The following is a 26,113-nucleotide window of genomic DNA, read 5'->3' on the forward strand; positions in this document are numbered from 1 at the left end:
CGGGCGTTGTTAACCTTATATATCGTAATAAAGCATGAACTCGTATGGGTGCGGTCTAAGTCTGATGGCGTCAAATTCCCTCGTTAGTTTGTAATCAATCCAGGCATCCAGCACATCTTTATCGAAGACTCCGCCTTCCAGCAAAAATTCGTGATCATTCTGCAGCGCTTTCAATGCCGCGTCAAGTGAGCCCGGAACTGAGCGGATATCCTTGGCTTCTTCAGGCGGCAGATCGAAAATGTCTTTATCCATCGGTTTGCCCGGGTCGATTTTATTCTTCACCCCGTCAAGGCCCGCCATCAGCAAGGCGGCAAAAGCCAGGTAGGGATTGCAGGAGGGGTCGGGCGGGCGGAACTCAACCCGCTTGGCCTTGGGGTTGTTGGAGTACATGGGGATACGTACCGCCGCACTTCTGTTCCTCATGGAGTAAACCAGGTTTACCGGCGCCTCGTAGCCCGGCACCAGCCGCTTGTAGGAGTTGGTGGTCGGATTGGTCAGACCAGTCAGCGCGTGGGCGTGCTTCAACAAGCCGCCGATAAAATACAGCGCGGTTTGACTTAATTTGGCATATCCCTTCTCGTCAAAAAACAGGGGGATTCCGTCTTTCCACAGGCTCATGTGGACATGCATGCCGGTGCCGTTGTCCTGGAAAAGCGGTTTCGGCATAAAGGTCGCAGTTTTATTATACTTTTTGGCAACATTCTTCACAATGTACTTAAACATCATCAGATCGTCGGCCATCTTGACCAGCGTGTTATATTTTATGTCGATTTCGGCCTGACCCGCGGTGGCCACCTCGTGGTGCTGGCACTCAATATTGAGCCCGGCCTCCAACATGGTCATAACCATGTCTGTCCGCATGTCCTGCTGAGAATCGGTGGGGGGAACCGGAAAATATCCTTCTTTATAACGCGGCTTATAACCGAGGTTGGGACTTTCCTCGCATCCCGAGTTCCAAATGCCTTCCACGGAATCAATATAGTAGTAGCCTGAATGCTGGTTCTGGTCAAACCTGATCGAGTCGAAAACAAAGAATTCCGCCTCAGGCCCCCAGTAGCTCTCGTCAGCAATTCCGCTGGCTTTTAAGTATTCTTCGGCTTTCTTGGCGATATTGCGGGGGTCGCGGTTGTATTTCTCACCAGTCAACGGGTCAACCACATCACAGATAATGCTGAGGGTGGGTACTTTGTTGAATGGATCCACAACAGCCGTTGTCGGGTCGGGAATCAGATTCATATCGCTTTCATTAATAACCCTGAAACCGCGTATGCTGGAACCGTCAAAGCCGAAACCTTCAGCAAAAGCACTCTCGTTAAATTCGGAAACAGGCACCGAAAAATGCTGCCAAATACCCGGCAGGTCGATAAATTTCACATCAACCATTTTTACATCTTTATCCTTGATGTAAGCAAGAACATCCTGGGGTGTTTTCATAAACATACCTCCTGTTAGATATAAAATAAAATTAATAGAACTGCCAGAAGAGAAAAAACCTCCTTTCCAACGCGGGCATAAAAAACAAAAAACCTCATACCGGCCATCTTTAAAAGGGCCGGTATGAGGCGTCATTACCTCAAGGAAACTACCCAGTTTCAAAAAAGAAAAAACAACACTGTTTTCAACTTGGCAATATTATATTACATTATTTTATTTATTACAATGGCTATTGGTCCATACCCCGCACGCAAGATTAAAAAAATTTAATCCGTTAACCTAATAAGTACCACAATATACAACTATTATTTTCTCCTGGAAATGTTAAAATAAAATGATCAATAATGCAAGAGTTCCCGCACAGGCAACTTAATAATTTTAAATTACAGCAAAGGAGGTGCATGACTGGTTATCACGCGGAACCTTGGCAAAATTAATATGGAGGTAGCCTTATGAGAAGAAAGTTTATCGTTGTTCTGGCATTCACGCTGCTGATAATATCCGCAGCCTTTCCCGCTTTTGCCGCCGAAACCGTTCAACTGCAAGTAAACGGCGACACAGTTCCGACACCCGGCCTGTATATGACGGACGACTGCAGCATGGTTCCGGTGGATACCTTTATCAGTATTGTAGGCGCCGACGTCAATTGGTCCGCTAACGACAACTTTGCCGTAACGGAAAACGGAGTGACTCTGAATCTGACCGTTGGAAAAACTGAAGCTTTGCTTGGGGACAAAACTATCACGCTGCCCGTCGCGCCGGCAAAAACAGGTGACAGCATTTTCATCCCCCTTCGCGCCGTCAGCAACGCCTTTGGCTTCACAGTTGACTGGGACGGAGAACAGTGGCTGATTAAGTTGACCAGAAATGAACAAAGGAACGGCATGTCGGTTTCTGACTTGCTGACGAAGTCCACAGTAGCAAGCCAAGTATACAATACGTACTCCATGGAAGGCCTTTTTAACATTGACATGGACATCCAGGAAGACGGAAAAGCTGTGGAACAAGCCCCAAAAAACGTTACCTCGAAATTAACCGGACAAATTCAGAACGATCCTTTCCAGGTATATATGAAACAAACTGTCGTGCCAGAAGCCGCGGACAATAACACTGAAGCGATAGATGAAGCGATTGTTGAAACATACATGAACCAGGACAAAATGTACATCAAAGCCCCGGGCCAGGACTGGACCGTAATGGACATGCCGTTTTCACCGGAATTCTGGAAACAGCAGCAGGACATCCAGTCAGATCCCCTGAAGGCTGCCGAGTTGATGAAAGAAATGGGCATCTTACTGAACTTCGGCAACGACATGACAATCGCCAACAAAGATTACTATGTCGTGAACGCAACCATCGATATGAACAAATTTATGCAGGGTTACCCCAAAATCATCGCGCAAGCGATGCAGGGAGTACCGCAAGGCACTGCCTCCGGGAATCCGGCCGACTTGCAAAAACAAATGGAGGAACTCCTGAAAAACGCTACGCTGGATTATAATTACTCAGTTTTAATCAACAAGGAAACAATGCTCAGCGAGATTGTCAAGTATGACGCCCGGCTAATCATGTCCTTTGAAAACCCGGTGTCTGAGGAGGCAAACGGGGCTGAAAAAGACAACGCGCCCAAAGTGATGAAAATTGACATGAAGCTCACGGGCGACATCAATATCACCGACATGGGCGGCGCCTTCAACGCCCCGGACGTTAGCGCCGCTAAAGAAACGAGCAACCCGTAACAGCAGCCAACGATAAAACGCCATTTAAACCGCCGTCCGTGTGCGGCAAGCTAAAACGCCTGGTGGCTAACTGCCAGGCGTTTTTCATTCACCCGCTATCAACGTTTAGATGACACTCTGAAGAATAACCAACAAATCCTCAATGCTATTTTTCACGTTTTTTAAAGTAGCACCCATGTTTTTTACCAGTCCCTCCATCCGGGCCCAATCCAATTCAAACCCGTAAAGATTGCGAAAACGGTGCCGAAAGCTTAAGTATTGCTGCAACTGCGCGGCAAGATTAACATCAACAACGGCGGGTCTTTTGGAAGGAATATCCAAAGTCATTTGTTCCAGCAACTGCCTGTGCCAGCCTTCAGCTTTAGGTACTGCTTCGTCAATTTCACGGGCTATATTGATAAACATTTTTTCTATTCCGGAATAAAAGTCATGTAAAATTGAGGCATAAGCTCTTAACCGGACGCTCTCAACTTTTAGCTCTTTAATCTTGGCAAGTGCTTTAAGTTCGTTCTCCAAATTATCCAACTGAAAAAGTTCTTTCCGTAATCTGGCTTCTAGTAAAATAATATTGGGGCTCATAACTCTATCCCCCTATTTAAAATATGTTCCCGTACCAGCGGGTCAATTCTCTCCAGTTCAACCAGATCAAACTCAAATGGATGTAGCGCATTCATTACAGCCGCATACAACTCCCAAAAATTTACCTCCGGAGCCAAATCAGCGACAGCTAAATCTATATCGGAATGCTCCATGAACTTATCTCGCCGCAGCAGGGAACCAAAAAGAAAAACTCTGCCATTGTACCGCTGTTTAATATGCCCGGCCGCCAACCGCGCCTTGGCAATAGCATCATCGTACCGGCTCGTCAGCTCCTGTTCCTTCCTTCTTTTGTATTCCAGCCAGCCGGCCCGGTAACGGTCAAGTTGCTTTGTAGTGCTCACATCCGTCCCTCCTGCGAATATTATAACATTTTGGAACGTCAATACATATCAATTCCAGTACCTTTCATAATCAGATGAGTGAGAAATTACCAATTGCGGCTTGTAACAAAGCGAAAATGCCAGACGTAAGATGTAGTGTCTCCACCTAAAACAGTATATTTCCGCAAACCTATTACGGTTTTGCATATTACTTGGTTTGAGTTATGAGACATTCAATAACTAATCACTCAATTGTTAGCCAATGCTAAATTAATTAAACAAAAGAAAACCGTGCTACAAGGAGTTATGCATATGGGAAACAGGCAGCTTGATAATCAGGCGGACAAAATCATCAGCCTGTATGATCTGCCCGTCGGCAGGTCAGCCACGGTAAGCTCGATCCAAGCTGAAGGAATAATCAGGCGGAGAATGCTCGACCTGGGCCTGGTTCCAGGTACCAGGGTAGAAGCCCTCCGGATCAGCCCCGCGGGCGACCCGAAGGCTTACCGGATACGCGGAGCTGTCATAGCCTTTCGCAAGGAAGAGGCATACCAAATCCTGATTAACTTATAAAGGAGCATAAAACGATGAGCTTAACACACCAGTCCTGTGGGGTGATCCTAAGTGGGTAGTTTAGTAATCAAACAACCCGCCAGGACGGATTACGTGATTGCCCTGGCCGGCAACCCCAACACCGGTAAAAGCACCGTTTTTAACGCGCTGACAGGGTTAAACCAGCATACCGGCAACTGGCCGGGCAAAACTGTTCTCCGCGCGGCGGGACGCTTCATTCACCATGGTCTCACCTTTAAACTGATTGATTTACCCGGAACCTACTCACTGATGGCAAATTCGGTGGAAGAACAGTTGGCAAGGGATTTTCTCTGCTTTGAGAGACCCGATGCGACAGTGGTGGTATTGGACGCCACCTGTATGGAAAGAAATTTAAACCTGGCGCTGCAGGTGCTGGAAACAACCCCCCGGGTAGTGCTCTGCGTTAACTTGATTGATGAAGCCGAGCGCAAAAAAATATACATCGACTATCGTGCTCTGGCTGTCAAGCTGGGAGTGCCGGTGGTTCCCACATCGGCCAGAAATGGAACGGGTCTTGACAGGCTGGTTGAAAATATTTCCGGTGTCGCCACCGGGCGCATCGAAACCAAGCCTTATATAATACAATACAAGGAAGAAATTGAAGAGGCCGTTCGCCGGCTGGAACCAAAGCTCAAAAAGCTTGTCGGGGATGCCTTCAATACCCGCTGGCTCGCGCTGCGGCTGCTGGATAAAGACCAGGCGGTGATTGCAGCCGTGGAACAATGGCTGGCCCGGCAGGATGACCCTGCCGCCGGTATGGCAGAGGTGATCCTGGCATGAGCAGGGGATCCCTTTCCGCAGACCTGAATGAGCTTATGCAAGAAGTTAACCGGTTAAACCCGGGAAGTTCCCTGAAATTAAACGATTCTATTGTCTGCACCATCTACAGCAGGGCGGAAGAAATCACCGGAGGGATTGTGCTCCGCCGGGGAAAACCTAAATTCGACTGGGATAAAAAACTGGATGATGTTATTACGTCAAGAGTGTTCGGTTTTCCCTCCATGCTTCTGCTGCTGGCCGTTATTTTCTGGATTACCGTGGCCGGCGCCAACATCCCTTCCGAAATGATGGCAACCGCCTTTTTCTGGGGACAGGAGCGGCTGACGGCACTTTTGCACTGGCTGCACGCCCCCGCCTGGGTCAACGGATTCTTCGTGGAAGGAATCTACCGCTGCCTGGCCTGGGTCGTATCGGTGATGCTGCCGCCGATGGCTATATTTTTTCCTTGCTTTACCCTGCTGGAGGATATGGGTTACCTGCCAAGGATTGCTTTTAATCTCGACAACCTTTTCAAGAAGGCGGGCACTCACGGCAAGCAGTCCCTGACCATGAGCATGGGCTTCGGCTGCAACGCCGCCGGCGTGATCGCCTGCCGGATTATTGAATCGCCGCGGGAGCGCCTGATTGCCATGCTGACGAACAACTTTGTGCCCTGCAACGGCCGTTTCCCCACTCTGATTGCCCTTGCCGGCCTGCTGGTGATGGGAATGGCCACTTCTTTAAGCGCCTCGTTCATTGTGGTCGGCGTCGTTTTGACCGGCATCATGACGACCCTGGTAGTGTCCTGGCTTCTGTCCAAGACCTTGCTGAAAGGTGTTCCTTCTTCCTTCACACTGGAACTGCCGCCTTACCGCAAGCCCCAGCTTGGCCGGATTATCACCCGCTCGATTTTTGACCGCACCCTGTTTGTGCTGCGCCGGGCGGTACTTGTGGCGGCACCGGCCGGGGCTGTCATCTGGCTGCTGGCAAACGTTCATATCGGGGGTGTGAGCATCCTGGCGCATGGCGCCAACTGGTTGCATCCCTTCGGGCAGTTGCTGGGAATGGACGGCTATATTCTCATGGCCTTTCTGCTGGGGCTGCCGGCCAATGAAATTGTTATACCCATCTTGCTGATGAGCTACATGGCCACAGGAACAATGATTGAATTGGACAGCCTGGAAGCATTGCGCCAGTTGTTCGTGGCGGAACACGGCTGGACCTGGCTGACGGCTGTCTGTATGATGCTGTTCTCCTTGCTGCACTACCCGTGCGGCACAACCCTCTGGACCATTTTTAAGGAATCCGGCAGTCTCAAGTGGACCGCCCTGGCCGCCCTGATCCCCCTGGGTATTGCCGTCATTGTTTGTTTTGTATTGGCCCAGTCTGCAAGATTATTGGGATGGGTTTAATCGAAAACAAAAGGAGCAGCCCATGCTATGGCTCTCCTTTTGTTTTTCGATATGCATGAAACTCCCGGACGATTTCCGGCCGGTTTTCAAAAAACGCAACAAAATCTGCCAGGCAGTCCAGCGTCTGGGTGCTGATGGTATGTTCGATTTTTTCGGTTTCTTCCAGCACATCCCCGGAAATACCCAGCAAGTTCAAAAAATCCTCAATGATTTGATGACGTTCAAGCAGAGCCTGCCCCTGCTTCTTTCCTTTTTTGCTCAATAAAATAATACCGTATTTTTCGTAATTTACGACTCCCACGTCCGCCAGCTTCTGCACCATCTTGGTGGCTGAAGGAGGCTGTACGTTAAGCGCGGCAGCCAGATCGTTGACTCTGGTGAATCCGTTTCTTCTGGACAGCCTGTAAATCATTTCTAAATAATCTTCCATGGACGCGGTTAGCAGGGAGTCATCTTTTTTCATGTATTCCCGAAAAGTGAAGAATTCATCGGACATTCCCGAAAACACCTGCTTACTTAATCAAATTTATTTTATTTTATGCGTCGCGAGGCGGGAATATAAAGTGTATAATTATAAATAAAAATTGAATATTCCACTAGGTGTTCGGGATATCCTCGAATGAAAAGGGAAAGCGGTGAAAATCCGCTGCAGCCCCCGCTACTGTAAGTGAAGATGCGCCGATAAAAAAGCCACTGGGGAACCGGGAAGGCAATCGGCTGCAGATGATTCACAAGCCAGGAGACCTGCCTAGCAAGGGAAAAACTAAGTTCCTTCGGAGGGAAGGGGTGGTTATATGGTCTGGATATAAGGTTAATGCTTGTGTCTGGGGATTTTTCCGCGTGCCATCTTCCTTAAGCTGCTTAGGGGAGATTTTTTATTTGAAAAGCTCATGTATTTTCCGAAATAAAACTCAGGGGGATTGCAAACGTGAAAAGCTACGCCTACGGCTTTCCAAGAATCGGCGCTAACAGGGAGTATAAACAGGCGATTGAAGGTTACTGGCAAGGTAATGTTTCCGCAAAAGAAATGAAGGATAAACTGGACGAACTTCAGCAAGGGATGCTCCTTACTTATGAAAAATACGTTGATTTCTTTCCGGTAGGGGAGATGACCCTTTATGATCATGTTTTTGATACGGCCTGCATGGTCGGACTATATAAAGCTGAAAATGTTGACCGGTACTATGATTACTGCAGAGGTAAAAATACTTTGAAGATGACCAAATGGTTCAACACCAACTACCACTATCTTGTGCCGAATTTTTCCGGGAGGCAATACGCTGATCTGCAATTGCAGTGGAATAAGGCCAGGGAATACAAGGAGAAGTTCGGCAAAGGGCTCCCTTATCTCCTGGGCCCCTTTACTTTCTTAAAGCTGTCGGAGGGATTCGGCCGGAAGAACTGGGAGGAATTCCTCATGTCTTTGGGCGAAGTTTATAAAAAAGCGCTGGAAAGCTTGGGGGAGGTTCACATCGATGAACCGGCGTTTGTTACAGATGTTACCGGCGAAGAAGTCGCGGCCGCCAAAAAAGTATACCATCTTCTTGCGTCAAGCGGGTGTCAAATTAACCTTTTTACTTATTATGACGGCGTTGATTTCCTGAAGGAGCTTTATGATTTTCCCGTGAAAGCGATTGGACTCGATTTCGTCCACGGGAACGAAAATCTCACCTTTATTGAAAAACACGGTTTTCCGGAAGAAAAAATATTGATTGCCGGTGTAGTCGATGGAAGAAATGTCTGGCGGACAGATATAAGGAAAACAGTGGGCATGCTGCAAGAGTTGTTAAAAAAAGCAAAAAGAATTGCCGCTTCCAACGCGGGACCGCTTTACCATTTGCCGCTGACTGTCAAGGGTGAAAATCTGCCGCAGGGCTTGCTTGATCAATTGGCTTTCGCCGAAGAGCGCTTATACGAACTCCAGTTGATTGCAAAGTTTAATGGGGGAAAAGAAATACCGGAATGGCGGGTTGCTTCAAAGTTCGGGACGGACGAAGCGGTAAGAGCAAGGGTGAGTCAGCTCAATGAAAGTGATTTTAAGAAAGCTGTCCCTTACCATGAACGGATCGAGCGGCAGAAGGAGCTCCTGAAACTGCCGGCATTCCCCGCGACCACTATCGGCAGCTTTCCCCAGACTGCCGAGCTTCGCAAGAAAAGAGCGGATTTCAGAGCCGGCAGAATTTCAGAGGATGATTATAAAAAGTTTATCAAACAAAACATCTCGGACTTGGTAAAGCTCCAGGAGGAATTGGGTCTCGACGTGCTGGTGCACGGAGAATTTGAGAGAACCGACATGGTTGAGTTTTTTGCCGAGAAAATGGATGGTATCGCCACGACGAAAAATGGCTGGATCATTTCCTATGGAACCAGAGGCTATAGACCGCCTGTCATTTATGGCGATGTAAGCAGACCGGAACCCATGACGCTGGAGGAAATAACTTTCGCGCAAAGTTTAACCAATAAACCGGTGAAGGGAATGTTAACCGGCTGCATCACTATTATTGCCTGGAGCTTTGTGCGTGAAGATGTGCCTGAATCAGAGGTAGCCTATCAAATTGGCTCATGTTTGCGTGATGAAGTTAAAGATTACGAGATTGCGGGCATTAAAATTGTCCAGGTCGATGAGCCGGCTATCCGGGAAAAAGCGCCTATAAAAAAAAGAAATTGGGACAAATATTTTGATTGGGCGATCAAGTCTTTCAACCTGACTACCAATACAAGTCCCCAAACCCAGATCCATACTCACATGTGCTATTCGGATTTCAGCGAGATCATCAATCAGATTGTCCAAATGGATTTCGATGTGATATCCATAGAAGCAGCCCGAAGCAAAGGAGAAATTATCGAGAGTTTTGCGCAGGTTGATTTTGCCAGACAAATGGGTATCGGCGTCTGGGATGTCCACTCGCCTGTTGTTCCGTCGACAAACGATATGGCAGAAATCGTCCAACGGGTGCTACGGGTAATGCCCGGGAAGAATGTTTGGATAAATCCGGATTGCGGATTAAAGACCAGACAATGGGAGGAAACATTACTAGCTTTAAAAAATTTGAGCAATTTGAGCAGACATTTACGGCTAAAGGTAGAGTAGATAAAAACTTTTGAAAGAGCCCGACGGGCTCTTTTCCATTGTAGCTTATAGATTCTTCAAATATTGCCAATTTCAGTCGGATATTGTCGGAATAAAATTACAGGAAATTCACTATTTATGCAGAAAAATTAAGTTTATAGACTTATATTCCAGAGGAGTTAAATTCATGAGCATGACAAATATATATCAAAATACGATACCAGGTGATCATACTTTTTTCGAGAACATCCCTTGGGGTACTCATATTTGTGGGTTTTATCAATCACAAAACGATTTAATCAACATGTTAGTGCCATATTTTAAATTTGGTTTAGAGAATAACGAATTTTGCATGTGGGTTACTTCAGAACCAATAGATGCTGATAAAGCAAAACAAACACTGAGAGAATATATACCAAATTTTGATTATTACCTAAAAAAAGAACAGATAGAAGTACTTTCTTACTCAGAATGGTACTTAAACCATGGCAAATTCAATGGTGCTAATGTTTTAAACGCATGGCTCAAGAAGATAGATGAAGTTTTAGCCAATGGTTATAAGGGCATTAGAATAAGCGGCAATACAACTTGGCTCAAAAAAGCAGATTGGCCGGCATTTCAAAATTATGAATCAAAGGTTGACCAAAGAATTGACCGTCTGAAAATGATCGCAATTTGCACTTATCAAATCAGCAAGTGCAATAACTATGAAATTATTGATGTGGTAAAAAATCATAAGTATTTGTTCGCAAACAATGATCAAAGCTACAGCATCGCCAGCGATATAACCAGGCTGGAGCGACTAGATTTAATGTCAAAAATGTCAGCAGGTATAGCTCATGAAATAAGAAATCCAATTACATCTGTCAAAGGCTTCCTACAATTATTAAAGGAAAAGAGCGAATATCAAAAACATGCTGAATACTTCAATATTATGCTTGAAGAAATAGACAGAGCCAGTAGTATTATTAATGAATTTCTCTCCTTGGTCCGAAATAAAGAGGCCAATTTTACAAGAGATAGTCTTAATAATATTCTTAATATGATTTATCCCTTGCTTCAGGCAGATGCCGTCAAAAATGGCAATAACATAATATTAGAATTGGAAGAGATCCCCGAAATGCCGATAATCCCCAAGGATATACGTCAGTTAATACTTAACCTGGTTCGGAATGGGCTGGAAGCAATGCAGGCAGGGGGAAATTTGACTATTAGAACATACGCTCAAAATGGTGATGTTATCCTGGAAGTAGCAGATGAAGGCATTGGCATTAACCCGGACATTACTGAAAAAATCGGTTCTCCTTTTTTTACGACAAAAGATACCGGCACTGGATTAGGTCTAGCCATCTGCAATAATGTTGCTGCTCAACATAACGCAACTTTAAAGTTCAAAAAGAATCCTGCGGGGATTGGGACAACCTTTTATGTTCAATTTAAACTAAATTAGCCGTGGCGTTCGACTCCATTGTTTTTTTCATGTCGATTAGTCCTTCTCGAACATTCATCAGGCGAGTAGTGGTCGCCGAGCAGACCTTGCCTACTTTCAGCCCGCCGCGCAAAGGCCGGGGCGCTTGCTGCCCCAGTTCTTCAGTAGTGGCCGGCACGATCAGTCCGCGCTCCAGCCCGAAAATTTCCGCTGCGAGAAGCGCAAAATCATACCGGTTCATTAATTCCGGGCCGGCAATGTGGTAAGTTCCTTCTTTGTCTCTTTCGACCAACTCTTTAATGATGGCGCAAAGGTTGGGCGCGTAAGTGGGTGTACTGAGCTGATCGATAGGAGCTTTAACCTTTTCCCCTCGCCGGAGACGCGCGCTTAAACGCACGACAAAATTTTTCCCCTGTTTTTCATAACCGTAAACCACACTTGTGCGAACAATCAAGTGAGGGCATGCCGACTGCCTGATCAGTTGTTCCGCCTCGTTTTTAGCCTTGCCGTAAATATTCAGGGGTTTGGGCCGCTCTGTCTCAGCGTAAGGGCCGGCTGCACCGTCAAAAAGGTAATCCGTGCTAAAAAAAACCACTTTCGCGCTGATCTCGCTGGCGGCCGTCAGGACGTTTCGTGTCCCGTCCACATTAATCCCGTAGCACAGCGCCGGGTTTTTTTCACAGGCTTCCACGTCCGGCATGGCCGCGGGAAGGAAAATAATATCGGGGTTTAACGCGGCGGCAAAATCTTTGACTGCTCCCGGTTTTGTCATATCCAAGCGATACATATCCGGCACCGGATAAGAAAAATAAGTGCCGCTGACCTGGTGGGAACCGGCAAACGCCTGGTAGAGATGGAAACCGATCTGTCCCGACACGCCTATGATTAAAATTTTCATGCTTACCTCACTTTAACAGGAGAATCATAAATAAGTTAATGGGGGCAACGCCCCCAAATTAACATTTTCTTCAGCCGGTGCGCGTTCTCACTCCCACTGATCTCATTATTGCCGTTAACTTGCTTGGAATTACTACAGTAGGGTCGTAAACAATGCTTACCCGGTCGACCCCGGTAACCTGCACATCCTTTACCCCTTCCATGGCAAGAAGCTCTTTTTTCATCAAGGCTGTTCTATCCGCATCATACAAGCCGTCCACTGTAAAATGCATCAGATAGTCCATCAACTTCTCCTCACGATGTTGTTGTCTTATTGTTAATCACACTGAGGCCTGCACGGCTGCGGGAACAGTTCCGGCGGGCAGACAAACGGGCCGACCGGCGAAACACTTTCACAAAGATGGGGGACGCAGAAACCAAAACTCGGCACCAGGAGCTTTACCACGGCCACAGACTGAATTATGATGCACAGGTCGAAATTGCAGCAGACCTGATGCCCGAGGACCAGGCAAGGCCCGCAGGCAAAATTCGGCACGTCGCACACGACGGTGGTCGGGAACGGCGTTGACGGGGCGCAAAGCAATACGGTTTTAGTGAAACCGAAGCTGAGATCGTGCAGAGTGCCAACGACATGGCCAATGGCATTCTTAATTTTAATGTCAAGGGTCACCTGAACCGCTATAACCACATTGGCACGGCCATTTTCATCCGGGTTGGAGCGGGGCATTACTTCATTGCAGGAGACATGCGTTATTTTGCACTCGGCAGACACTCCTTCACTGCAACGATCCGGCAATTCGAAACAGACGTTTTCACGACGCTCGGCCTGAAAACAAAAATCATAGACTTTGGGCACTTCGATGCAAACAGTTTCTGGAAATAATTTTCTTACATCTTGTTCCGTTTCCATAAGAAAAGCTTCCTCCTTCAAGGTATGCGGAAGTTGGACCGCAAATTACCTAATTTTAGTACAGATTATGCCTTTTTTATTGGAATGGTGAAATAATCTTGTTAATTTTAACTAGAATATTAAAAAACTAATTCAACCAGCGTTATTAATAATTTATTGCCAATTATAGAATTAAATTCCAATCAAAATGAATTATTTGCCTTGTTACCATTTATTGCTCTAATTTGGTTAATATCGGAACGATTTTAAGCTGCACCCCACGGTTATAAAAACCTGTGACCAATTCATTAGGGTGCATCTTTTGATTGATTTTTAAGTTTATGTCGATCCTGCCATATCTGTTTAAACATCAAAGCAAAAGCGCTGAGAGCAAACAACAATAAAAGGCCAAATACTACGGTTCTCACGCTGCCGGCCAGTATGTCACCAACGTAAGAATAGACGATGGTGGCCGGAAGCTGTCCCAGTCCGGTAGCCCAAAAGAACTCCCAGAAGCCCATTGATGTAAGACCGGCGGCATAGCTGACCACGTCGAAAGATACGAAAGGCAATAGGCGGGCAATTAATACAGCCCACTTGCCGTACCGTTCAAAAAAGACATCCACCTCGCGCAGAGCGGACCGGGTGGTAAGCTTCTCCACCACAGACCGGCCATATACTCTTGCGATCGCATAACATAAAACAGCGCCGGTCATGGCGCTGGACCATGACAGGACCGCCCCTTTGACCCAGCCAAACAGGCCGGCGTTGGCAAAAGTAATAATAAATGCGGGCAACGGTGCCGCCACAGACTGTAATACCATCAGCAAAAAGGAGATAATGGGAGCCCAGATGCCAAATGATAGAATGTAATCTTTGGCAACCTGAACGTTGACCTTGGACAACATCGCCACAGCCTGGTTAATAGCGTTATGAAAGGGCGCCACCGCATAGTAAAGACTTACCGGCACTAGAATCAGCAATAATTTGAACCACCAGGTATTCCACCAGTTTTTTTTCATCTTCCGCACCCTCCTTAGCAGGGAATAAAGACATATTCCCATTAGCCATTAGCCATTAGCCATTAGCCATCAGCTATCAGCCGTTCCCCTGGCAGGCTTATGGGGATACCACCGCTATTTGCCTATTGGTTATCTTTACCAATTAACCCTAGTCGAAGTGAAAAACTTTAATGCTTACTGGTTGGTCTCCATATCCAGATTAAAATCAGACCTAAAGAAAAGAATAATATTAGAACCTGGTTAATGACAGGAAAGCCAATGCTTGTCATTCTTATACTTTCTCTGATTATGGATGCAGGTACAACAGTCAATCTTTTGCCCCCCAGCACTAAAAAAGCCAGCATGAAGCATAAAATGAAATTCACCAGAGTAAATCCTCTCGATATAATCACTTGCTTTTTGGCTAATAAACCAGCAATTACGGAGATTAATATTGCTATCGGAATAATCAGACCAACGCTGATTCTCATGTCAAGCCAAAAGCTGTTGATAGCTATAATAGCTACAAGTAAGCCCCATATAAATCCATTATAGATTATCACAAAAAATTTCATAAAACTCCTCGGTCTAATAAATATAAGGCAGGCAAGAAATGCTATCCCTTGCCTGCCATTTATCAACTAATCTGCAAGTCTGAATATTACTGCAACCTTAGTGCCGTCCTTCGGAAGAACATCGGGGTTCCCAGTGATTTTAATCTGTTTTGATTCAATTTCATTGGCTTTATAAGCAGCGTTGCTTGTGATGCCAACCGCACAGCTATCCAGACACAAAATGCACCCTGTTTTAAGGTTCGTGGCATTTTCGAGGTTTCCGCCAAATCGTATATCCGCAGGCCTATTCTCACTTGCCTTTAATATATCGGTGAAGGGTATTTCTTTTCCCAGCCCGTCCCAAGTAACAAACACATTAAGCTTAGAACCTTCAACGCTCTTTTCTGCCTTTTTCATGTCATCCAATGAAATGTTGTTTCCTGGTTTTGCACCTATTTCAATAAGAGCGTTGTAGAAATCAAACTGATTGGAAAGTCCTCTTAAAACCGATTTTTCACCGTTGGTTCCATCCTTAAAAACTACGCCATGCCTGGTTGACTCTGTTAAGTACTTTCCATTTACTTCTGCGAGAATTTGGATTTCTTTCTTATCCTTATTTACTACCATGGTCTTTGCGTCTGTTAGTTCACCTAATTTGAATTCCTTGTTTGCCGTTGTGCTTTGGTTCGGTGACTGGGAATTACATCCTGCTGATAATACCGTAATAAATAAAAGCGTTAAAACCATGGATAATACTTTTGCCCTTTTCATCCTTTTGTCCCTCCATTAATTTTAAATTTTTAACCCTTCACAACAGCGCCGCCGCAGCTGGAGCCGAAACCCGCGGTGCAGGCGTAGCAATGATCGCCCAGCATAATCGGGCGCTTTTTCAGCGACGCCCAATCAAAATCCTGAATATGTCCGGGCACTTCCGGCGCGCAGGGCAATCCCAGCGCCTGGTTGAAATCACAGTCGTACAATCTGCCGTCCCAGCCGGCGGAAATCTGGTTCCGGCACATGACCCCGGCCGCGGCGGCAGGATTAAAGGCGTCCGACAACCGCTCCAGGTATTTTTCCAGGTTTCCGGAATTCTGTAAAAATCCTAAAAAGCGCCCCGCAGGCACGTTCGTAATCGTAAAGAGCCGGTTAAACGCAACCCCGTGGCGGCGCATCAATTCCCGCCGGAAGTCCGCTTCCAGGGCGTGCTGAACGGGCGGCAGGAAAGCCCCGCCAGGGTTATAAACTAAATTCAGCCGCAGTTTATCTTGCTCCAGGCCGTAACCCAGTTTGTTCAGCCGCTTCAGAACACGGACGGAAGCGCTGAAAACACCCTCGCCGCGCTGCCGGTCTGTATTCTTTTCCCGGTAGTACGGAAGCGAGGCGATCAGTTCGACCTGGTGGGCGGCGTAAAATTCTGCAAAGCAAGCATAGTTGTCCGCGTCCAACACGGTGAGGTTGGTGCGGACAATTACCTGCCGCCCCAGTTTAACGGCTTCTTCAATAAACCAGGGCAAATATGGGTTTAATTCGGGCGCGCCGCCGGTGATGTCCAAGGTGGAGATATTTGTGCCGCGCAGCACACCGAGGCATTGGGAGATGGTCTCCCGGCTCATCGATTCCGTCCTGTCAGGACCGGCATCCATATGGCAGTGTTTGCATGACATGTTGCAGGTCCTGCCTACATTCACCTGCAAGGTGGATAAACCGGTACTCATGAGAGGGAACAGGCCGGCTGCCTGAAGCTTTTGATAAAATGGCGGAACCGTTGCGGCGGCCCGCAAATCGTACATTTGATTGGTGCTACAGCTTGATTCCATCAATACCTCCGGCGGCTTAAAAGCCAAGCTTATCGGCAACATTTTTCATCTGCACACCATGGACCAGGGTGGCCCCGCTCCTGATGGCGGCAGCCACATGAACAGCCTCCGTCATTTGTTCCCGGTCCGCGCCCTTTTCCAGGACATCCCGGGTATAAGCGTCGATGCAATACGGGCATTGCAGGGCATGGGCCACCGCTAAGGCAATAAGCGCTTTTTCTCTCGCGCTTAAAGCTCCTTCTTGAAACACCGCGGTGTAGTAAGACATAAATTTTTCCCAAAGCTCCGGGGCATCCTCGCCGACAGACGGAAATCTGGCCAGGTCGGCTGGATTATAATAGCTATCCATATTAATTCATCCTCCTTGACAATTATATAGCCTCTCGGCATTCGCCGAGTCAGATGGTACTAGGCTTAGCTTGAACCATCGTTTTTGAAATCCTCCTACTTTTCGTAGGGGGATTTTCATTTAAATCCGTATCCAATTGGAAATTCGGATCTAAAATTTTATTGAGAAATTCGTCGAAAACACTTGACTTTTCAAAACAACCCCCAAAATCGACTATGAGGAATATTTTTCCTTACTAATTGCGATTGGGGTGTTTGTTTTGAAACCTGTCGTTAAACTGCATGAAACGTACCAAAGCTTTGTCATCGAACAACTGCAACAACACTATGCCGGTGGGCTACTCGTTCTCGTCAACAAGGACTGGCCTCTTATCACTAAGCTCTGGATCACGAATCTAGCTGGCATCACAACATTACTTCGCGATCTATACTGTGCCAGAGGTCCTGCTCCCCGTGACCCTGCCTCTATGCTCCGTTCGTTTCTGCTCTTTTTACTCACCAAACCGGAAATCGGCATCACTGCATGGGTTGATGAACTGTACCGTGTTCCTCTCTATGCTATCCTCAGTGGTTTTGAACCCGGTGATGTTCCCGGCGTTGGCACGTTCTATGACTTCTTTGCCCGCTTATGGGCTGCGTCTAAAAATAACATTAAGCCTTGTAAGAATAAGCGCAAGCGGAAACCAAAGAAGGGAAAGAAGGGTGAAAAAGCCCCAACTACAACACCCGGACGCATTATGCGCTTAGCCAACTGGATGATGCGCCATATGGACTCCAAAAAGGATTTGCCAATGGATCGTCTATTCCATTTCTTCCAATCTCAATTTCTTGCGGTATCAGCAAGGCTCGGATTGCTCGGGGAAATAGGCGCGCTCAATATCGCTGGTGATGGCACCCCTGTCGTCACCGCAGCCTATCCCCGCAGCAAACCAACCTGTAATTGTCATGCCCAAGGCCTTGCGAAGTGCAACCATCCCCGCATCTATTCCCAACCTGACTGCAATTCCGGCTGGGATAGCGCACGGGAGCGATACTTCAATGGATACCACCTGTACACACTGACTGCCGCAAACAGTCCATATGACTTACCGTTGTACCCTCGTCTACACCCTGCTTCCCGACACGATGCAGTAAGTTTTATCGTATCTTCGGTTGAGTTTTCGCAACGTTTCACCTTGGGCATAGTGGATAAGATCCTGCTTGATGCCGCTCATGATGCCGGACCCATCTATGACCTCTTGATTCACCAGAACATTGAACCCTTTATTGACCTTAATGTACGCGGCAAGAAGAACCTGGAAACCAACTGTGATATTCAAATTTCGCCCGAAGGCATCCCGATTTGTCCTGCCGGAAAGAAAATGAAGCATTACGGCTTCGACCACTCCCAGAAACGGCATAAGTGGAGATGTCCGATGATGAAGAAGCGGACAACAAACACCTGCAAAAAACCATGTTCGACTGCTAAATTCGGAAGAACGTTCCATACCTGCAGTATAGACAACCCCCGACTGTTTCCGAAAACACCGAGGGATTCGGAAAAGTGGAAACTTATTTACAAGCGACGTACGACCGCCGAGCGAACCAATAAACGGGAGAAGATTGATTACAAGTTGGAATCCGGTCGTCACCGTTCTACTAAGATGTGGTATATACGCATTTACGGCATTATGATGTGTCAGCACATGGACGCATGGTATACCCACCAGCAAGAAGATCTGAAAAACCTAAAACAACTTATTTCCCCAAAAGCTGCTTAACTTAACCCTAAGGCTGTTTTTTTTATAGATGCCGTTAGGCTTCTTTGACATGCCCTTTTTTAAGAGCGTCGTGAAAGGACAGTCTTTTTAGCCTGGCACACCAGAATTTCCAGTTGTTTTATACTATATTTTACAATTCCCCCCATCTAATACCGAGAGTCTATTTATTTTAAAAGTTTTTGTAAAAATTTTACGGTCCTCACAGGTACGGACTCCTTCTCCATTTGCTTCAGCTCCTCAGCTAAAGCCAGCAGATCGGCCGGACGATCCACGTCCCTTAAACAGCCCAGCAAGCCGCGGGTCAGGTTATGACGGTCACAAACGGCCAGCGTGTCTCGTAAAACACTGCCGGTACCCCAGGCGATATGCTGAAAAACCCTGTCGTCCGGATTTCGCATGCCGATCAAATAGTAGCCCCCATCCATTGCCGGGCCAAAAACCAAATGGTAACGTTCGAGCAGTTTCACGGCCTGCAGCAAAGACGCCGGCGGCAAGGCAGGGACATCCGCGCCAATCAGTATGGTGGGGGAATAGCCAATCTGAAACAATTGACGAATGACAGAAAGCATGCGCCGGCCTAAATCGCCCCCCGGCTGAAGAAGAACTTCCACTTCCGGGCCGACAGCCGCTTTCAGCTTGCCGGCCCGGGCCGCCGGGGCGGCGGCGACAAAGCAGGCAAACCCGGGCAGCCGCTTAATCTTATCCAGCGTATCCAGCAAAAAGGCCCACTGCAATTGCTCCCGCTGTTCCGGCTTTAATAATTCTTTCAGGCGGCTTTTTCCTTCTGCAGAAGGTACCCTGGCCATAACCGCCAGCGCGGGCCTAGCCATTTTTTCACCCCGTTTAGCCGTTAGTTGGCCATTAAACATTTTTTACTTTTATGTACAGAAAGGATAAAGTAAAAAAATAAAGAACATATTGAAATATGAAAGAGCCCTTGATTAGTATTGTCATTCCAACTTACAACGAAGCCGAAACCATCGGCAGCACTATTGAGCACCTGCGCCCCTGGTCCGACATGATCGAAATTATCGTGGTGGACGGCGGCAGTTCCGACGGCACCGCCGGCTTGATCCCCGAAGGCATAAAATTAATCCAGTCGCCCAGGGGCAGGGCTGTCCAAATGAATGCCGGCGCCCGGCAGGCCACGGGGAAAGCGCTGCTCTTCCTGCACAGCGACACCCGTTTGCCCCACGGCTTCTTGCGGCAGATTGAGCTCGCCCTGGCCAATCACAGCGTGGCCGGGGGCGCGTTCAAGGTAAAATTTGATCATCCCGGCCTGTTTTTCCATATCGCTGCTCTGGGCTCAAACTTGAGGGCGGGCTTGGCGCGCATCTATTTCGGAGACCAGGCTATTTTTGCCCGGCGAGAAACCTTTAACAAGCTCGGCGGCTTCCCGGCCGTCGAACTAATGGAAGACTGGGAATTTTCCCGCCGCCTGGGGCGGGCGGGGAAAACCATGCTTTTGCCCGGCCCGGTAACCACTTCCGCCAGGCGCTGGCTTCTTTATGGCAAGTGGCGCACCGCCTGGCTGATGCATAAGCTTAAACTGCTTTACCTGCTAGGAGTCAGCCCCGCGGCGTTAAAGAGGATGTACACCGACAGGCGCTGACGGCAGCTGTTTTCCGGACAACAGCAATTCCAGGGTGATGGCGGCTGCCGTGACGGTTATTTTCTTACACCGGCTATTCTTTAAAGGTGAAGATCTCCTTCGCAGCGCCCTGCAGCAAGTAAGGCCAAATTCGCCGACAAATCTCTTGTGCAGTTCCGCCGCTGCCTCAGCGATTCCCCGGTCAAAGCCCGCCGCTTCCGGGCCGGCAAGCAGCAGGCCGATAGCCATCACGCCGCCGGTAAGGGCGCCGCAGGCGCAGCCGGCGCTCATACCGTGCCCAAAGCCGGCGGCCATCTGCCTGACACCCTCCACAGGTCCGTTAAAAACCTCGACATTGCTCAGCGCCACGGCCTGGGCGCAGTTATAACCCCGGTTAAAATACTCTCCGGCTTTTCTGCGCACTTCCTCATTAATATCCCGCATTTTCAATCCTCAATCCTTAAGCGTTTCCAACATATGATAATCTATGGTTTTCTAAATCACTATATTATCATAAACTCGTTTAGTATAATAAATAAAATATTGTTATGATGTTGCTACCATGAATAAGATTTATTTATTTTTATAGAAACACCTGCGCAGATCTACCACCTTATAACCAATATCAGCGGAAAGATAAAAAAATCACAAAAAAATTTTGACTTGCATAACTTGATCTGGTATATTTATTTTGAAAATAATATTATTTGATATTAAAAATATTTTATTATCAAAGTATATAGGGGAGGTACCCATGAGCGACAGGCTGATTAACGAGTTAAGCCATGAATTGCTGCATTTTTTCAACGGACTCTCTTCCTGGGAAAGCTCCGTCGTCCGCAACAGCGACTTATCCGTCTCCGAGGCCCATGCCCTTGAAGTATTGGGGCAGTTCGGCCGGATGAACATGAAGAGCATGGCTCAGAAACTGGGGGTAACCACCGGCACCACCACGGTCACCGTGGATCGTTTGGAAAAAAAGGACTATGCTAGACGGGAATCCATCAGGGAAGACCGGCGGGTTAACCTCATCAGCCTGACGGAGAAGGGCTGCCGGGCCTTTGACGAACATAACAAATTCCACCTGACCCTTACGGAGCAAATGATTTCCGCGCTTTCAGAAGAAGAGAGCAATCGACTCCTCACCATCTTAAAAAAAATAAACTCTGAAATATTTTAATGAAGCGAAATCCAGTATATAGGGAGATGAATAAACATGATCGGACGTTTTGCCGCCCCACGTCAATTTCGTGAGCTCCTCAACCTGAGAGAATTTTACCTGACCTTTGCAGGCGCTTTGCTCATCGCGGCCAGCTTTATTCTTGAAAAGTCAAGTCCTGAACCCATCCTCCCCGCTCTTCTGGCCCTGGCGGCCCTGGCCGTCCTGGGAGGGCCGATTATCTGGGGAGCCGCAACGGGCTTGTGGGCAAGAGAGCTGAATGTGGACGAGTTGGTCAGTCTGGCCATGGTGGCGTCGGTAATGATCGGGGAATACTTATCCGCCGCAGTGGTGGCCTTTATCATGGTCCTTGGTTCACTGCTGGAGAAGTATACTTCCCAGCAAGCGCGAAACGCCATTCAAACCTTGGTGCGCCTCAAACCCCAAACAGCCACCGTTCTCCGTGAGGGAATTGAAAGCAGCCTGCCGCTTGAAGAAATCCAACCGGGCGATGAGATCGTCATTCGCCCCGGGGAAACCATCCCGGTGGACGGGAAGGTTGTCCGGGGCGCGGCGGCGGTGAACCAGGCTTCCCTGACGGGGGAATCACTGCCCGTGGACAAAACTGCCGGTGATAGCGTCTTTGCCGGTACCGCCAGCTATTCCGGCATGCTGGTGGTCAGAGTAAAACAGGTGGGAGAGGAAACCACCCTGGGCAAGCTGATCCATCTGGTGCAGGAAGCGGAAAGCATGCGCGCGCCTGTTTTGCGGGTGGCTGACAAGTATGCCCGTTACTTTACCCCGCTGATAGTCGCAATAAGTATTGCGGTATACCTGTTTACCGGCGACAGCCACCGGGCCATAACCGTCCTCATCGTGGGCTGCCCCTGCGCATTCATCCTGGCCGCCCCGACAGCCGTCACCGCTTCTCTGGGAAATGCCGCCAGGAACGGGGTCATGATCAAAAGCGGGGCTTTTTTGGAAGAACTGGGCCGGATCAATGCCGTGGCCTTTGATAAAACCGGCACCCTGACCACCGGCAAGCCGGTGCTGACGGATGTCGTCCCGGCCGGAGGGCTTTCACCGGAACATGTGCTCTGGCTGGCCGCTTCGGCGGAAAAATACTCTGAACATCCCCTCGCCCGGGCCATCCTGGAGGCCGCTTTAACCTGTGGTTCTTGTCCTGCCGAGCCGGCGGACTTCCGCCAGATCCCCGGCGCGGGAATAGGCGCCACGGTGGAGGGCCAAAAAGTGTTTGTGGGCACCGCCTCTGAAGCGGCGGAGAGACCGCCGCAGGTGATGACGGACGGCGCAAAAACCCGGCTGGTGGTCAAGGCAGATGACCGGGTTGCCGGCTGGCTGTACATAACCGACCAAATCCGCGCCGGGGTCGGGGAGACGGTAGTGCCTGAATTGCACCGGCTGGGAGTGATTAAGACTCTCCTGCTCACCGGTGACAGGGAGTCAGTGGCAGCTCATCTGGCAAAAGCCAGCGGCATCCAGGATTACGAGTCCGGCTTGCTGCCGGAACAAAAATTACAGCGCATCAAGGCGCTGCAGGAGCAGGGTTATAAGGTCGCGATGGTGGGCGACGGCATCAACGACGCCCCATCCCTGGCAGCCGCGGATATCGGCATCGCCATGGGCGCCATGGGCACCGCCGTGGCCGTGGATTCAGCGGACATCGCCCTCATGACCGACGACCTGACCAAAATTCCCTTTGCCCTGCGCTTAGGGAGGTCAACGCTTAAGACCATTAACTTCAACATTTTATTCGCAATTTTCTTCAACCTCCTGGCCATTATTCTGTCGGCTCTGGGCTGGTTAAACCCGGTCACCGGCGCCCTGGCTCATAATATCGGTTCGGTGCTGGTTGTCCTCAACTCCGCCCGGCTAATCCGCAAACGATTTGCACCGTTGGCAGCAAGCAGCGCCGCACCGCTTTCAGCAGAGTCATATACCTCCGCAGGATGACATAATAAAGGATATGCTTAAGTAGATGCTGTAAATAGTAATCCCGCACCACTTTGATAGTGATGCGGGAACTCCTTTCCCGCTATTTTTTTGTCCTCTCCGGTCCAGGCTGTTCCCGGCGGACACCGGGACTGCAACCGCATGAACACCCGCCCGCCGGTTCGGATCCGCAGCAACCGCTCCCTTTCATCGCCCTACGAATTCCCTGAATGGTCAGATAGCCAATCCCGGCGACCAGAATTGCAGTGATTAAAGTTTCCATTTTCTCCTCCTTTCCAGACCGTCCTGTTTAACCAAGACCCAGCAGCAACCCGCCCCGGTATACCAGCAAGGAGATCAACCAGGCCAGCACAAAGGGATACAGCGCGGAAAAAAGCGTCCATTTCCATGAACCCAGTTCCTTTTTAAAGGTGCCGATTACAGCCATGCAAGGGGTATACAGCAAGGTAAAGACCAGGAATGCGTAAGCTGAGAGGCCGGTAAACACCGCGCCGATGGAAGCCTGCAGTTGCGTTGCCGCCTCCACGGCCTCTTCGGCCAGTTCGGCGACGCCGTAAACGACACCAAGGGTTGACACCACGGCTTCCTTGGCCAAAATACCGGTGAGCACGGCAACCCCGGTTTCCCAGGAGCCAAAACCATGCAAGGCAAAGATAGGCGCGATGATCCCGCCGATGGCGGCCAGCAGGCTTTCGTTTATTTCTTCCGCCGCCCCGCTGAAATTATAACTGCTCAAAAGCCAGATGATCACCGACATGCTGAAAATAATGGTCCCCGCCCTGACCAGAAAACCCTTCCCCTTTTCCCACGTTTGCAGCAGGACCGTTTGCAGGGTCGGTATGCGGTAAGGCGGCATTTCCATCAGGAAGGGCTCGGCAGCCCCTTTAAATAAAGTGTTTTTGAAAACAAGAGCCATGATAATAGCGATAAAAATGCCCAGAAGATAAAGGGACAGGGTCACGACACTTTCACTGCCGGGGAAAAAGATGGCGGCAAAGAGAGCGTATACCGGAAGCCTGGCCCCGCAGGACATAAAGGGGGCAATCATGATGGCAATCCGCCTGTCTTTTTCCGAATCCAGCGCCCGGCACCCCATTACGGCAGGCACGTTGCAGCCGAATCCAATCAGCATCGGGAGAAAAGCCTTACCTGACAGGCCGATCCGGCGCATGGCCCGGTCCATGATAAAAGCCACCCTGGCCATGTAGCCCGTGCCGTCCAGAATACTAATCAACAGAAACAGCGTAAAAATCAGCGGCACAAACACAATGACACTGCCCACGCCGCCGATAATCCCGTCGATCACTAGGGAATGCAGCCATTTAGCAGCCCCTACAGCCGCCAGCGCCCCGTCCGCAGTCTCCGCCAGCGGGCCGTTGACAAACCCGTCCAGCCAGTCGGAAACCGGCTGGCCCACCCAGGCAAAGGTGAGCTGAAACATAAGATACATGATCCCGAGGAAAATGGGTATACCCAAAACGCGATGGGTTATTATCTCATCCAGCCGCTCGCTAAAGGTTACTTTCTCCTCGTCCTTTACCAACGCTTTATCCAGCATCTTATTAATGTAATGATAGCGGGCCTCAATAATCTCTTCTCCTTCGGGGTCGCCGTCCTTATGAGATTTCTTCAGACGCGCCAGTTCCTCCAGGTACTCAGCCCAAAGGCGGCTGCCTGTTTTAGTGGAAGCTGCTTCACTGGCAGCGTCCAGCAAGTCAGTCAATTGACTGATACCCTTTTTACTGGTCGCTACCGTGGAAATTACCGGCACGCCCAGGTATTCCCCCAGCGTTTCAATATTGACTTCATATCCTTTAATTTTGGCTTCATCCATCATGTTTAAATTAACAACCGTGGGAACATTTTTTTCCAACAACTGCAGCGTCAGGTATAAATTGCGCTCAATGTTGGAAGCATCGACAATATTTATAACAAGATCGGGCTTTTCTCTTAAAAGGTAATCATTGACGATCTTTTCTTCCAGGGAGTATTCGTTCAGGCTGTATGTCCCCGGCAGATCGATGATATTAATCTGCCTGCCGCCCTTACTGACCTTGCCGACCTTTTTTTCCACGGTCACCCCCGGCCAGTTGCCGATGTGTTGTCTGGCTCCCGTTAAGGCATTGAAAATAGTAGATTTGCCTGTGTTCGGATTACCAGCCAGGGCTACGGTAATAACTGACATTTTAAATAAACCCCCTTACATTGGCGCACTTATTGGCACAACCACTATTTGTTCCGCTTCGGACCTGCGGAATGAAAGATTATAAGATTTTACTTGCACCTCAATGGGATCACCCAGCGGCGCCACTTTTTTCACTTTGATTTGCGCTCCCTTGATGACTCCCATGGCCATGAACCGCAATCTGGCCTGGCCGGTCACCTTTACATCGTCCACCAAGACAGTTTGGCCCGGTTTGACTTCTTTTAACGTAATCATTTCCTTCCCCCTATAATTCACACCGTACCACTATTTTTTCCGCTACTTCCTCTCCAAGCATGTATTTCCCGCCGCGGATCCTGACCACCATCGGCCCCTTGCGCCTGCTGTCACAGACAACGAGCGAGGCGCCGGGGGTAAAGCCCAGTTCCTCCAGCCGCTTTCTCCCATCCGGATAATCATCAATGCTGTGCAAATACACCCTCTCGCCTTTTAACACATTATTTAATCTCATGAACATGCTCACCTCCTCCTATAAGCCAAGCACCAGGCACCACTCTCCACTAATCATGATAAAGATAATCATAATCAATTAAAACACAACC

General features: G+C 48.6%; 28 protein-coding genes and 1 riboswitch. Of the genes, 10 read left to right on the forward strand and 18 right to left on the reverse strand.

Annotated elements, in window-relative coordinates:
- Positions 1–15: 15 nt before the first annotated feature.
- Positions 16–1,434, reverse strand: coding sequence for a type I glutamate--ammonia ligase (gene glnA, locus L9W92_RS01625; RefSeq protein WP_282442260.1), 1,419 nt, complete (start codon positions 1,432–1,434; stop codon positions 16–18).
- Positions 1,435–1,886: 452 nt separating this feature from the next.
- On the opposite strand from glnA, the gene L9W92_RS01630 reads away from it, so the two are divergent.
- Positions 1,887–3,173 carry a copper amine oxidase N-terminal domain-containing protein gene (locus tag L9W92_RS01630; protein ID WP_240082017.1) on the forward strand — a complete coding sequence of 429 codons (1,287 nt, stop codon included), beginning with the start codon at positions 1,887–1,889 and terminating at the stop codon, positions 3,171–3,173.
- Between the two features lie 105 nt (positions 3,174–3,278).
- On the opposite strand, the gene L9W92_RS01635 is transcribed toward L9W92_RS01630, so the two are convergent.
- Complete coding sequence (locus tag L9W92_RS01635; protein ID WP_240082018.1) at positions 3,279–3,752, reverse strand: ribonuclease toxin HepT-like protein; 474 nt, start codon at positions 3,750–3,752, stop codon at positions 3,279–3,281.
- A complete protein-coding gene (locus L9W92_RS18620) occupies positions 3,749–4,114 on the reverse strand; it encodes a nucleotidyltransferase family protein (RefSeq protein WP_240082019.1) in 366 nt (121 codons plus the stop codon). The genes L9W92_RS01635 and L9W92_RS18620 overlap by 4 nt, the downstream gene beginning before the upstream one ends.
- 291 nt (positions 4,115–4,405) lie before the next feature.
- Between L9W92_RS18620 and L9W92_RS01645 the strand changes: the two genes are divergently transcribed.
- From L9W92_RS01645 to L9W92_RS01655, 3 genes are read left to right on the forward strand one after another with little or no spacing between them, the layout of a single operon-like run.
- A complete protein-coding gene (locus L9W92_RS01645) occupies positions 4,406–4,666 on the forward strand; it encodes a FeoA family protein (protein WP_240082020.1) in 261 nt (86 codons plus the stop codon).
- A gap of 51 nt (positions 4,667–4,717) precedes the next feature.
- Positions 4,718–5,467 (forward strand): FeoB small GTPase domain-containing protein, encoded by a 750-nt coding sequence (locus L9W92_RS01650; protein WP_240082021.1) that lies wholly within the window; start codon positions 4,718–4,720, stop codon positions 5,465–5,467.
- Positions 5,464–6,858 (forward strand): nucleoside recognition domain-containing protein, encoded by a 1,395-nt coding sequence (locus L9W92_RS01655; RefSeq protein WP_240082022.1) that lies wholly within the window; start codon positions 5,464–5,466, stop codon positions 6,856–6,858. Before L9W92_RS01650 ends, L9W92_RS01655 begins: the two co-directional genes overlap by 4 nt.
- A 25-nt stretch (positions 6,859–6,883) precedes the next feature.
- Here the strand turns inward: L9W92_RS01655 and mntR are convergent, their stop codons facing one another.
- Complete coding sequence (gene mntR / locus L9W92_RS01660; protein WP_240082023.1) at positions 6,884–7,354, reverse strand: transcriptional regulator MntR; 471 nt, start codon at positions 7,352–7,354, stop codon at positions 6,884–6,886.
- Between the two features lie 85 nt (positions 7,355–7,439).
- Positions 7,440–7,624: riboswitch (cobalamin riboswitch) on the forward strand.
- Positions 7,625–7,786: 162 nt separating this feature from the next.
- On the opposite strand from mntR, the gene metE reads away from it, so the two are divergent.
- Positions 7,787–9,949 (forward strand): 5-methyltetrahydropteroyltriglutamate--homocysteine S-methyltransferase, encoded by a 2,163-nt coding sequence (metE, locus tag L9W92_RS01665; protein ID WP_240082024.1) that lies wholly within the window; start codon positions 7,787–7,789, stop codon positions 9,947–9,949.
- 166 nt (positions 9,950–10,115) lie between these two features.
- Positions 10,116–11,378 (forward strand): MEDS domain-containing protein, encoded by a 1,263-nt coding sequence (locus L9W92_RS01670; protein ID WP_240082027.1) that lies wholly within the window; start codon positions 10,116–10,118, stop codon positions 11,376–11,378.
- Here L9W92_RS01670 and L9W92_RS01675 read toward each other — a convergent pair.
- The 8 genes from L9W92_RS01675 to L9W92_RS01710 form a co-directional block, all read right to left on the reverse strand.
- Positions 11,365–12,255, reverse strand: a complete 891-nt coding sequence (locus L9W92_RS01675) for an SDR family oxidoreductase (protein WP_240082029.1) — start codon at positions 12,253–12,255, stop codon at positions 11,365–11,367. The two genes, L9W92_RS01670 and L9W92_RS01675, sit on opposite strands and share 14 nt — an antisense overlap.
- A gap of 70 nt (positions 12,256–12,325) precedes the next feature.
- Entirely contained in the window at positions 12,326–12,538 is a 213-nt protein-coding gene (locus L9W92_RS01680; protein ID WP_240082030.1) for a hypothetical protein, read from the reverse strand.
- Positions 12,539–12,570: 32 nt separating this feature from the next.
- Entirely contained in the window at positions 12,571–13,164 is a 594-nt protein-coding gene (locus L9W92_RS01685; protein ID WP_240082031.1) for a hypothetical protein, read from the reverse strand.
- 287 nt (positions 13,165–13,451) lie between these two features.
- Positions 13,452–14,165: a TVP38/TMEM64 family protein gene (locus tag L9W92_RS01690; protein WP_240082032.1), complete on the reverse strand. Its 714-nt coding sequence runs from the start codon at positions 14,163–14,165 to the stop codon at positions 13,452–13,454.
- A gap of 167 nt (positions 14,166–14,332) precedes the next feature.
- Positions 14,333–14,719 (reverse strand): hypothetical protein, encoded by a 387-nt coding sequence (locus L9W92_RS01695; RefSeq protein WP_240082033.1) that lies wholly within the window; start codon positions 14,717–14,719, stop codon positions 14,333–14,335.
- 66 nt (positions 14,720–14,785) lie between these two features.
- Positions 14,786–15,469: a YdjY domain-containing protein gene (locus L9W92_RS01700; RefSeq protein WP_240082034.1), complete on the reverse strand. Its 684-nt coding sequence runs from the start codon at positions 15,467–15,469 to the stop codon at positions 14,786–14,788.
- Positions 15,470–15,498: 29 nt separating this feature from the next.
- On the reverse strand, positions 15,499–16,488 hold the full coding sequence (gene arsS, locus L9W92_RS01705; RefSeq protein ID WP_376741768.1) for an arsenosugar biosynthesis radical SAM (seleno)protein ArsS: 990 nt from the start codon (positions 16,486–16,488) through the stop codon (positions 15,499–15,501).
- A gap of 43 nt (positions 16,489–16,531) precedes the next feature.
- Complete coding sequence (locus L9W92_RS01710; protein WP_240082036.1) at positions 16,532–16,864, reverse strand: arsenosugar biosynthesis-associated peroxidase-like protein; 333 nt, start codon at positions 16,862–16,864, stop codon at positions 16,532–16,534.
- 259 nt (positions 16,865–17,123) lie between these two features.
- Between L9W92_RS01710 and L9W92_RS01715 the strand changes: the two genes are divergently transcribed.
- On the forward strand, positions 17,124–18,623 hold the full coding sequence (locus L9W92_RS01715) for a transposase (RefSeq protein WP_240082037.1): 1,500 nt from the start codon (positions 17,124–17,126) through the stop codon (positions 18,621–18,623).
- Between the two features lie 164 nt (positions 18,624–18,787).
- Here L9W92_RS01715 and L9W92_RS01720 read toward each other — a convergent pair whose 3' ends face one another.
- Positions 18,788–19,453 carry a TIGR04282 family arsenosugar biosynthesis glycosyltransferase gene (locus L9W92_RS01720; protein ID WP_240082038.1) on the reverse strand — a complete coding sequence of 222 codons (666 nt, stop codon included), beginning with the start codon at positions 19,451–19,453 and terminating at the stop codon, positions 18,788–18,790.
- 95 nt (positions 19,454–19,548) lie between these two features.
- On the opposite strand from L9W92_RS01720, the gene L9W92_RS01725 reads away from it, so the two are divergent.
- A complete protein-coding gene (locus L9W92_RS01725) occupies positions 19,549–20,235 on the forward strand; it encodes a TIGR04283 family arsenosugar biosynthesis glycosyltransferase (protein WP_240082039.1) in 687 nt (228 codons plus the stop codon).
- On the opposite strand, the gene L9W92_RS01730 is transcribed toward L9W92_RS01725, so the two are convergent.
- A complete protein-coding gene (locus tag L9W92_RS01730) occupies positions 20,206–20,658 on the reverse strand; it encodes a C-GCAxxG-C-C family protein (protein ID WP_240082040.1) in 453 nt (150 codons plus the stop codon). The two genes, L9W92_RS01725 and L9W92_RS01730, sit on opposite strands and share 30 nt — an antisense overlap.
- A 310-nt stretch (positions 20,659–20,968) precedes the next feature.
- On the opposite strand from L9W92_RS01730, the gene L9W92_RS01735 reads away from it, so the two are divergent.
- Complete coding sequence (locus L9W92_RS01735) at positions 20,969–21,394, forward strand: MarR family winged helix-turn-helix transcriptional regulator (RefSeq protein WP_240082041.1); 426 nt, start codon at positions 20,969–20,971, stop codon at positions 21,392–21,394.
- A gap of 36 nt (positions 21,395–21,430) precedes the next feature.
- Positions 21,431–23,347, forward strand: a complete 1,917-nt coding sequence (locus L9W92_RS01740) for a heavy metal translocating P-type ATPase (protein ID WP_240082042.1) — start codon at positions 21,431–21,433, stop codon at positions 23,345–23,347.
- 82 nt (positions 23,348–23,429) lie between these two features.
- On the opposite strand, the gene L9W92_RS01745 is transcribed toward L9W92_RS01740, so the two are convergent.
- Genes L9W92_RS01745 through L9W92_RS01760 form a run of 4 tightly spaced genes read right to left on the reverse strand, consistent with a single transcriptional unit; the run spans position 23,430 to position 26,028 of the window.
- The gene (locus tag L9W92_RS01745; protein WP_240082043.1) at positions 23,430–23,609 is read right to left on the reverse strand and encodes a hypothetical protein; all 180 of its coding nucleotides are present in this window, start codon (positions 23,607–23,609) and stop codon (positions 23,430–23,432) included.
- A gap of 27 nt (positions 23,610–23,636) precedes the next feature.
- Positions 23,637–25,532: a ferrous iron transport protein B gene (gene feoB / locus L9W92_RS01750; protein ID WP_240082044.1), complete on the reverse strand. Its 1,896-nt coding sequence runs from the start codon at positions 25,530–25,532 to the stop codon at positions 23,637–23,639.
- Between the two features lie 15 nt (positions 25,533–25,547).
- The gene (locus L9W92_RS01755) at positions 25,548–25,787 is read right to left on the reverse strand and encodes a FeoA family protein (protein WP_240082045.1); all 240 of its coding nucleotides are present in this window, start codon (positions 25,785–25,787) and stop codon (positions 25,548–25,550) included.
- Between the two features lie 10 nt (positions 25,788–25,797).
- Positions 25,798–26,028: a FeoA family protein gene (locus tag L9W92_RS01760; RefSeq protein WP_240082046.1), complete on the reverse strand. Its 231-nt coding sequence runs from the start codon at positions 26,026–26,028 to the stop codon at positions 25,798–25,800.
- Between the last annotated feature and the right edge of the window lie 85 nt (positions 26,029–26,113).

The organism is Pelotomaculum terephthalicicum JT, from assembly GCF_022410535.1.
In the GTDB taxonomy this organism is placed as follows: Bacteria; Bacillota; Desulfotomaculia; order Desulfotomaculales; family Pelotomaculaceae; genus Pelotomaculum_D; species Pelotomaculum_D terephthalicicum.